Source organism: Stenotrophomonas sp. NPDC077659 (assembly GCF_050268705.1).
In the GTDB taxonomy this organism is placed as follows: domain Bacteria; phylum Pseudomonadota; class Gammaproteobacteria; order Xanthomonadales; family Xanthomonadaceae; genus Stenotrophomonas.
Genome location: NZ_JBNNHG010000171.1, coordinates 1 through 7,455, shown reverse-complemented (window position 1 = coordinate 7,455; position 7,455 = coordinate 1). Strand labels below are relative to the sequence as shown.

General features: G+C 66.3%; 6 protein-coding genes. All 6 read right to left on the bottom strand.

Annotation, left to right across the window (positions count from 1 at the left end; all coding sequences use genetic code 11):
• Positions 1–874: citrate/2-methylcitrate synthase (locus ACQKDV_RS17225; RefSeq protein ID WP_427785352.1), on the bottom strand; the 874-nt coding region annotated here is incomplete at its 3' end.
• Positions 875–1,367: 493 nt separating this feature from the next.
• Entirely contained in the window at positions 1,368–1,610 is a 243-nt protein-coding gene (locus tag ACQKDV_RS17220; RefSeq protein WP_079223041.1) for a type B 50S ribosomal protein L31, read from the bottom strand.
• An 88-nt stretch (positions 1,611–1,698) separates the two neighbouring features.
• A complete protein-coding gene (locus ACQKDV_RS17215; protein WP_427785350.1) occupies positions 1,699–2,637 on the bottom strand; it encodes a nucleoside hydrolase in 939 nt (312 codons plus the stop codon).
• Positions 2,638–3,036: 399 nt separating this feature from the next.
• Positions 3,037–5,148, bottom strand: coding sequence for an ATP-dependent DNA helicase RecG (gene recG, locus ACQKDV_RS17210; RefSeq protein WP_427785348.1), 2,112 nt, complete (start codon positions 5,146–5,148; stop codon positions 3,037–3,039).
• Positions 5,149–5,155: 7 nt separating this feature from the next.
• Positions 5,156–5,542 carry a RidA family protein gene (locus tag ACQKDV_RS17205; protein ID WP_427785346.1) on the bottom strand — a complete coding sequence of 129 codons (387 nt, stop codon included), beginning with the start codon at positions 5,540–5,542 and terminating at the stop codon, positions 5,156–5,158.
• A 236-nt stretch (positions 5,543–5,778) separates the two neighbouring features.
• On the bottom strand, positions 5,779–7,455 hold a 1,677-nt coding region (locus ACQKDV_RS17200; protein ID WP_427785344.1), incomplete at its 5' end, for a RelA/SpoT family protein.

Below are 7,455 nucleotides of genomic sequence, written 5' to 3'. Positions count from 1 at the left end.
GCGCAGCAGCTTGCGGTGGTGGGTCAGCAGCAGGCGCTGGCCGTCGGCGCTGACCGTCCAGCAGCGGATCCTGCACGCCCAGCTGCTTGAGCACCTTGCCGGTCATCTCGCCGATGACCTTGGCGCGCGGATCGAAGTTCTTGTACACGCGGTGGCCGAAGCCCATCAGGCGGAAGCCGGAGGTCTTGTCCTTGGCCTTGACCACGGCGGACTCGACGTTGTCGGCGCTGCCAATCTCTTCGAGCATCTTCAGCACGGCTTCGTTGGCACCGCCGTGGGCCGGACCCCACAGCGCGGTGACACCCGCGGCGACCGACGCGTACGGGTTGGCACCGGTCGAGCCGACCAGGCGCACGGTCGAGGTCGAGGCGTTCTGCTCGTGGTCGGCGTGCAGGATGAACAGCAGGTCCAGCGCCTTCACCACGTCCGGGTTCAGATCGTACTGGCCATCAGCCGACTCGAAGGTCTGCTTCAGGAAGCGGCTGACGTAATCCAGCGAGGTGTCCGGCTTGTTGGCCGGCAGGCCCTTGCCGTGGCGGTAGATCAGGGCCGACAGGGTCGGTACCTTGGCGATCAGGCGCACGGCGGCCTGGCGGCGCTGTTCGGCGTCGGACAGGTCCAGCGCATCGTGGTAGATGGCCGACAGCTGCGCGATGGCAGCGGCGAGGATGGCCATCGGGTGGGCATCCTTGGCGAAGCTGGCGATCAGGGCGTTGATCGAATCGTCGACGTTGGCTTCGGCGGTCAGCTCATCGGTGAAGGCCTTCAGCTGCTCGGCGCTCGGGCGCTCGCCATTGATCAGCAGGTAGGCCACTTCGACGTAGCTCGACTTTTCCGACAGCTGTTCGATCGGGTAGCCGCGGTACAACAGCACGCCCTTGTCGCCGTCGATGTAGGTAATGGCGGACTTGCAGCTGGCCGTCGCGGTGAAGCCGGAATCGTAGGTGAAGAACCCCGTTTCCTTGGTCAGCTTCGCGATATCGACGCAGTCGTTGCCAAGGGTGGGTTTGATGACGGGCAGAACGACCGACTTTTCGCCGGCGTTGAGCGTGACCTGATCAAGATCGGACACTGTGTGCGCTCCTTCATGGGAAGGCGCCTGCCCAAGCGCGTTGGTCAGGCACGTGAATGACGTCCTCGGCCTGTGCCGGGGATCAGGCCATTATCGCACAGCAGCATTTGTCGGGTGCTAGACGGAAGTCGTAGACGACAGGCAGGAACACCCCGCCGGCAAGCGGCCTTGATGGGCAAAGACACCACGCCCTGAACGGTCTGTTCCGATCTTCCAAACGCCCGTCGGGTGGGCGCCGGACAAAAACAAACGGCCGCGCAAAGCGCGGCCGTTGGTTCGAAGCGGGATCGACGGATCAGCGCGCGTAGCGCTTCTGGAACTTGTCGATACGGCCCGAGGTGTCGATCACCTTGTGCTTGCCCGTGTAGAACGGGTGCGAAGCCGAGGAAATTTCGACCTTGACCAGCGGGTATTCGTTACCGTCGGTCCAGGTGGTGGTTTCCTTGGTCGCCATGGTGGAGCGGGTCAGGATCTTGAAATCGGAAGTGACGTCTTCGAAGACGACGTCGCGGTAGTTCGGATGGATATCGGCCTTCATGGGCTCACACCGTAAATGGGCTGGTGGTCAAGAGCGGCATTATAAACACCGGTTGCCGTGCGGGGCAACTGGTGTGTGTGCATCGGGCTCAGTCCGCGCCCAGCGCCTGGCGCACCAGGGCCTCGAAACGGGCCTGATCGTAGGCCATCAGCAGATCGCAGTTGTCCGGCTGGCCGGTCTGGCGGTTCCAGTCGACAATCGTGGCCCCGCGGCTGAACGTGCCGTTCAGCTCCACATTCAACGGGCGCGACTCCACCTGCAGCTGGCCGTCCGGGTTGAGCGCCCAGGCCATGGCCACCGCATCGGCGGTGTACCAGCGGCCGCCCTTGGCATCTTCAGACAGCGCGCGGGTCTTGCGCGAGATCAGCTCGTAGAAGCGGGCATTGTCCGAATCGGCCTGCAGCCACTGCTCGGCCTGCTCCAGCGGCAGGCCGTGGGCGACAGTCGCTTCCCAGTCGGACACCCGCAGGTGCTTGAACGAGGTGAACACCACGTGCGCCGCTTCCGGGTCGAAGGCGATGTTGAATTCAGCCGCCGGGGTGATGTTGCCGTGGCAGGTGACCGCCCCCCCCATCACCACGATCTGCTTGATGCGCTGGGGCAGGGTCGGGTCCAGCTTCAGGGCCAGCGCCAGGTTGGTCAACGGGCCGAGCATCACCAGCATCAGCTCGCCAGCGTACTGGTGCGACAGGCGCAGTATGGCCAGGGCGGCGTGTTCAGCCTCGGCCTGGCGGCTGGGCGGCGGCAGGTCCACATCGCCGTAGCCGTCGCGGCCATGCACGTGGGCGGCGTCCACCGAGGGGTGCAGCAGCGGATCGGGGCTGCCGGCGAACACCGGCACATCGGCGCGGCCGACGATGTCGCAGAGCTTGAGGGCGTTACGGACCGTGTATTCGAGGCCGACGTTGCCGGCGGCGATGGTCAGGGCGACCACCTCGTGCCGTTCATCGGCAAAGGCCATCAGCAGGGCCAGGGCGTCGTCCACACCGGGGTCGGTGTCGATCAACAGCGGGATCTTGTGGGTCATCGTTGCCGTCTTCAGATCGGCAACGAAGTGTGGACCGGGTTGATGACCGTTGCAAGTATGTGGGTTCGGGTTCGGCAGGGCGGCGCCCTGCACCGCCGAATCAACGGCAAACGCCAGAGCAACGGCAGAAGCTGGATTCCCGAGGTTGCCGGGGTGGGTCTGGTTGCGGGAACCGCTGCAAGTACGTCCATGTAAGCTCGGTCGCCGCATCCATGCGGCTCACGCCCCCGCAACCGGAGCCACCCCGCCTTCGACAGGTTCCGGCGGCTGTTGGTAGGCGTCGAGCCATGCTCGACTCCCGCGCGCGGCGCGAACGGCAGCCGAGCGCAGGCTCGGTTCTACAGTAGATCCACGCCATGCGTGGATGGGCATGCCGGGAATGGGGTCAGAGCCCGTGCCTTACGCCGAGGCGTAACGTACGGCGGTGCCGATCCAGCGGTTGACCACGCGGTCGGCCAGGGCCGGCTGCTGGGCCAGCAGGCGCTCGGCCAGGTCGTGCACGCCGGGCAGCAGGCCGGCGTCGCGGGCCAGGTCGGCAATGCGGAAACCGGCCAGGCCCGTCTGGCGGGTGCCCAGCAGTTCGCCGGGGCCGCGCAGTTCCAGATCCTTTTCGGCGATGACGAAGCCATCGTTGGTTTCGCGCATGGTCTGCAGGCGCTCGCGTGCCATCTGCGAGAGCGGGGCCTGGTACAGCAACACGCAGCGCGATACCGCCGAACCGCGACCAACGCGACCGCGCAGCTGGTGCAGCTGGGCCAGCCCCAAGCGCTCGGCGTTTTCGATCACCATCAGCGAGGCATTGGGCACGTCCACGCCCACTTCAATCACGGTGGTCGCCACCAGCAGATCGATCTCGCCTGCCTTGAACGCGACCATCGTGGCCAGCTTTTCCGCCGCCTTCAGGCGGCCATGCACCAGGCCCACGCGCACGCCGGGCAGCAGCGCCTGCAGCGATTCGTAGGTGGCCTGCGCGGGCGTGGCATCCAGCTCTTCGCTTTCTTCGATGAGGGTGCAGACCCAGTACACCTGCCGCCCTTCCCGGCAGGCCAGCGCGATGCGCTCGATCAACTCCGGGCGACGGTCATTGTTCAATGCGACGGTCTGCACCGGCGTGCGGCCCGGCGGCAGTTCGTCGATGGCCGATACATCCAGGTCCGCGTACTCGGACATCGCCAGCGTGCGCGGAATGGGCGTGGCGGTCATCACCAGCTGGTGCGGCACGCTGTGTACGCCTGCCCCTTTATCACGCAGTGCCAGCCGCTGGTGAACGCCGAAGCGGTGCTGTTCATCGACGATGGCCAGGGCCAGATCCTGGAAAACCACCGCCTCCTGCATCAACGCATGGGTGCCGACCACGACCTGCGCTTCACCGTTGGCCACCTGCTCGATCACCTTGGCCCGCGCCTTGCCGGTGACCTTGCCGGCCAGCCAGCACACACGCACCCCCAGTGGTTCCAGCCAGGTACGCAGATTGTTGAGGTGCTGTTCGGCCAGCAGTTCGGTGGGAGCGGCCAATGCGACCTGCTTGCCCTGCTCCACCGCCAGCATCGCCGCCAGCGCGGCGACCACGGTCTTGCCGGAGCCGACATCGCCCTGCACCAGCCGCAGCTTCGGGCTGGGCCGGGCGAGGTCTTCGCGGATCTGCTTGAACACACGCGCCTGCGCGCCGGTCAGCGCGAACGGCAACTGCTTCAGCAGGGCCTTGGCCAGCTTGCCCGGCCCGGCCAGCGGCGGTGCGTGGTGCGCCTGCAGGGCAATGCGCTGGCGGCGCAGGCTGAGGTGGTGGGCCAGCAGCTCTTCCATCGCCAGCCGGCGCTGCGCCGGATGGGTGCCGGCGGCCAGCGCGGCCAGATCGGCGTCCGGTGGCGGGCGGTGCACGGTCAGCAGCGCGCTTCGCAACGACGGCAGACCCAAGCCATCCAACCAGCCGCTGGGCAGCAGTTCCAGCGTGTCTTCTTCGGGCAGGCGGTCCAGCGCCTGGCCGATCAGTTTGCGCAGGGTCATCGGCCCCACGCCTTCCACGATGGGATAGACCGGATCCAGACGATCACCCAGGTCGGGATCGTCATGGCGGCCCAGCACCTGGTAACTGGGGTGGACGATTTCCAGGCCCAGATGGCCGGGCTTGGGCGTGCCGAAGCAGCGCAGCCGGTTGCCGACCGCAAACTGCCCTACCTGTTGCTGGCGGAAATGGAAAAAACGCAGCACCAGGGTGCCGCGGCCTTCGTCCTCCACCGCCACCTTCAGCATGGGCCGGTGGCGCATGCCGCGCTCAACGGCCACCACCCGTACATCCACCTGCGCCGGCACGCCATTGCGCAGGTCTTCAATCAGGGTCAGGCGGGTACGGTCTTCATAGCGCAGCGGCAGGTGCAGCCACAGATCCTGCAGGGTGGCCAAGCCGCGCGCCTGCAGTTTGGCGGCCACGGCCGGGCCCACGCCGGCCAGCATCGCCAGGGATGCTTCGCCGGACGGTGACAGTGCCGGGGTGACCGCCGCCTTGCGTGCCACGGGTGGGTCAGTCGATGACCATCACAGCGTCGACCTCGAAGTTGGCGCCCTTGGGCAGGCCGGAGACTTCGATGGTGGAACGGGCCGGGAACGGCGCCTGGAAGTAGTCCTGCATGACGGCGTTGACCTTGGCGAACTCGGCCAGGTCGGTCAGGTACAGGCCCAGGCGCACGACCTTGTCCAGCGAACCGCCAGCGGCTTCGGCCACGGCCTTGAGGTTGTCGAAGGCGCGGCGGGCCTGCGCTTCGACGTCACCGGCGCCGACGATTTCGCCGGTGGCCGGGTCCAGCGGAATCTGGCCGGAGAAGTACACGGTGTTGCCGGCACGCACGGCCTGCGAGTACGGGCCGATGGCGGCGGGTGCCTTTTCGGTGTTGATGATCTGGCGGGACATGGTCGCTCCGGGGGTATGCAGAAAACAGAGCGGTGATTGTAGCAACCCGGTAGTGCCGGCCGCTGGCCGGCAAACCCAGAAGCGTCGGGTGGCATCGCGATGCTTGCCGGCCAGCGGCCGGCACTACCGCAACATCATCCACGCATGGCGTGGATCTACGACAACGGGAACCGATGCAACCCGGTAGCGCCGGGCCATCCCCGGCGGACGCAACATCATCCACGCATGGCGTGGATCTACTGACGGCGCACCGATTGCACGACCGACAGGCGGCGCAGGCGGCGCATGACTTCGGCCAGGTGGTTGCGGTCGCGCACCTGGATGTTGAACGCCAGCACGGCGGCGTTGAAATCGCGATCCAGGTAATCCACGCGCTCGATGTTGGAATGGCTCTGGGCGATGGCCGCAGCCAGCTGCGCCAGCACGCCGGTGCCATTCTCCACTTCCACCACCAGCGAGGTGTCGTAGTCGCCGGACACAGTGGTGTCCCAGCCGATCAGCACCCAGCGTTCGGGCGATTTGCGCAGTTCGGCCAGGTTCGGGCAATCCATGCGATGCACCACGATGCCCTTGCCGGCGGTGTGGTAACCCATGATCTCGTCGCCGGGAATCGGCTGGCAGCACCCGGCAAAGGTGACCACGCCGCGCTCGCTGCCGTTGATGAGGATCTTTTCCTGCGAGTGCTGGCGCGAGTGCGCGCCACCCCGCAGTTCGGCATAGGCCATCAAGGCCTGTGCAGCCTGGGTGGGCATCCAGTTGCCCAGCGCCACTTCGGCCAGCAGGGCCTCCAGGCGCGGGAACCGGTGCTCGGCCAGGAAGGCATCCAGGCGGCCCTTGGGCAGGCGTTCCAGCGAGGAATCCATCGCTTCCAGCGCGCGGTCCAGCATGCGATGGCCCAGCTGCACGGCGTCTTCGTGTTCCAGCTGCTTGAGCTGGTGGCGGATGGCGGTGCGTGCCTTGCTGGTGACCACGAACTCCAGCCACTGCGGCTTGGGCGTGGCCGAACGCGCGGTGATGATTTCCACCGACTGCCCGGACACCAGCTTGGTGCGCAGCGGCACCAGCTTCTTGTCCACGCGCGAGGCCACGGCCATGTTGCCTACGTCGGTATGCACGGCGTAGGCGAAGTCAAGGGCGGTCGAGTTGCGCGGCAGGGCCAGGATCTTGCCCTTGGGGGTAAACAGGTAGACCTCGTCGGGGAACAGGTCGACCTTCACGTTGTCGAGGAATTCCAGTGACGAACCGGCGGCGCGCTGTGAATCAATCAGTTCGACGATCCAGGCATGGGCACGGCTCTGCGCGCTGTTGGGCGAATCGCCACCGAACTTGTAGGTCCAGTGCGCGGCCACGCCGCGTTCGGCGATCAGGTCCATTTCCTCGGTGCGGATCTGCACCTCGATGGGCGAACCGTAGGGCCCGAACAGCACGGTGTGCAGCGACTGGTAACCGTTGGCCTTGGGGATGGCAATGAAATCGCGGAAGCGGCCATCCAGCGGCTTGAAGGTGGCATGCACCGAACCCAGCGCGTGGTAACAGTTGGGCACGCTGCGCACGACCAGGCGGAAGCCGAACACATCCATCACCTGGTCGAAGGATTTGTTCTCGTCGCGCATCTTGTTGTAGATGCTCCACGGGGTCTTGATGCGGCTGACCAGGCGGTGCTCGATGCCCTCCTTCGCCAGCCGCTGCGACAGCTGCACTTCCACCTGCGCCATCGCCTCGCGGCGTACCACCGGCTGGCTGCGGATGTGTTTTTCAATGATGGCGTGGCGCCACGGGTACAGCGCTTTGAAGCCGAGGTTCTGCAGCTCGCTCTTGACCAGGCTCATGCCCAGGCGCTGGGCGATGGGCGCGTAGACACGCCCAGCGCGGCCACCAGCAGCATGCAGCGGAAGCCGAAGGCGGCCACCGCG